We start from the raw sequence: 1385 nt of genomic DNA on the forward strand, positions 1-1385 counted from the left end.
GCAGACCGGCCTGCTCTTTGTGCTCAGTCCCGCCCTGTGCTGGCTCTACCCCGAGGGCGAGGCCCGCGCCCGCGCCTTTGCCCGCTATGGCGGCCACAGCAATACGCACCCTTTCATGATTCCGCTTTTTGTGGGCATTCTGCTTTCCCTTGAAGAAGAAATCGCCAGAGGAGCCTTGCCCGAGCTTGCCGTATCATCGGTACGCGAAACTCTTGCCACCACGCTTTCCGCCCTGGGAGATTCTTTTTTCAGCGGCACGCTGCTGCCGTTGTGGGCGCTGCTGAGCGTAAGCCTGCTGTTGTCGGGCCATACCATGCTGACATGCGTGGCAGCCGCGGTTTTCTTTCTTATCCTGCTGTTTTTCAGGGCCGGCAGCTTTTTTTCCGGCCTGCGGCACGGCATGCCCGTGCTGGTGCGCCTCAAACGCCTCAACCTCATCAACTGGGTGGACAGGCTCAAGATGGTCAATGCAGTGCTGGTAGCCCAGGTGATCTGGCATCTGCCCCTGAGCCGCATCAAGCCCTTCCCCTGGGATGTTTACATTTTGGGGGCGCTTGCAGTGCTTATGGCTTCATGGATGGTGGCCCGCCTGCGGCTGCCGCGTATTCTGCTGTGGGCCATGACCCTTGGCGCCCTTATTCTCATGGACGTTGACCTGATAGGCATGTAGTATGTGCCTGACCGGCAAAACGGCGAAAAATTGCATCAGGCGAAGCCGCCGTGCTGCGCCGTCACGACCAACACACCTCGTCCGGCCTTATGGCCCGAGAAGGTGAGGAAATGGAAGAAACTATCGAAGAAACGCCACGCGGGCTGTCATTAAAGCTTTGCCTGGGCCTGCGCAACGGCCTGCATGCCCGCCCTGCGGCGCGGTTGGCGCAAGAAGCCCAGCGCTATGACGCAACCATACAGCTTATCAGCGATACCGGCGAAGTCGACGCTAAAAGCATGCTTGATATTCTTTCTTTGGCCCAGCCCGCCAATGCGGAACTGACCCTTCTGGCGCAAGGGCAGGACGCCCGCGAGGCCCTTTACGGCCTGGCCCGCCTTCTTAACACCATGCAGGACTGACATGGCCCGCGCGGTACTTTTCGGCACTCCCGTTTCTCCCGGCATTGCCATTGGCCGGGCGCGCTTCATGCACAAGCTGCGGCAGGATGAAGAGCGGCCCATCACGCCCGCCGAAATTCCTGCCGAGCAGGAAGCCCTTCGCGCTGCGGCCGCAAGCGTACGCGCCTCGCTGCAGACCACCATGGACAATGTGCCGGAAGACCTGGCCGAATACCGTGACGTGATTGCCGCGCAAATGGAAATGGCCCGCGATGCCAAACTGCTCAATGCCGCCCTGTCGCGCATAGAGCACAAGCGCATTGCCGCCCCCTGGG

General features: G+C 60.8%; 3 protein-coding genes. All 3 read left to right on the forward strand.

Annotation, left to right across the window (positions count from 1 at the left end; all coding sequences use genetic code 11):
- Positions 1 to 670: PTS system mannose/fructose/sorbose family transporter subunit IID (locus tag V6C07_RS06055; RefSeq protein WP_333535461.1), on the forward strand; the 670-nt coding region annotated here is incomplete at its 5' end.
- A gap of 110 nt (positions 671 to 780) precedes the next feature.
- Entirely contained in the window at positions 781 to 1071 is a 291-nt protein-coding gene (locus V6C07_RS06060; protein ID WP_333535463.1) for an HPr family phosphocarrier protein, read from the forward strand.
- A gap of 1 nt (position 1072) precedes the next feature.
- Positions 1073 to 1385, forward strand: a 313-nt coding sequence (locus V6C07_RS06065) for a phosphoenolpyruvate-utilizing N-terminal domain-containing protein (protein ID WP_333535462.1), incomplete at its 3' end; no start/stop codon positions are given.

Origin of the sequence: Desulfovibrio sp. 1214_IL3152 (assembly GCF_036763055.1) — a bacterium.
In the GTDB taxonomy this organism is placed as follows: Bacteria; Desulfobacterota; Desulfovibrionia; order Desulfovibrionales; family Desulfovibrionaceae; genus Desulfovibrio.

Bases quoted from the DNA above. Each gene is read 5' to 3' on its own strand.
- V6C07_RS06060 (WP_333535463.1), top strand. From the start codon at position 781: ATGGAAGAAACTATCGAAGAAACGCCACGCGGGCTGTCATTAAAGCTT.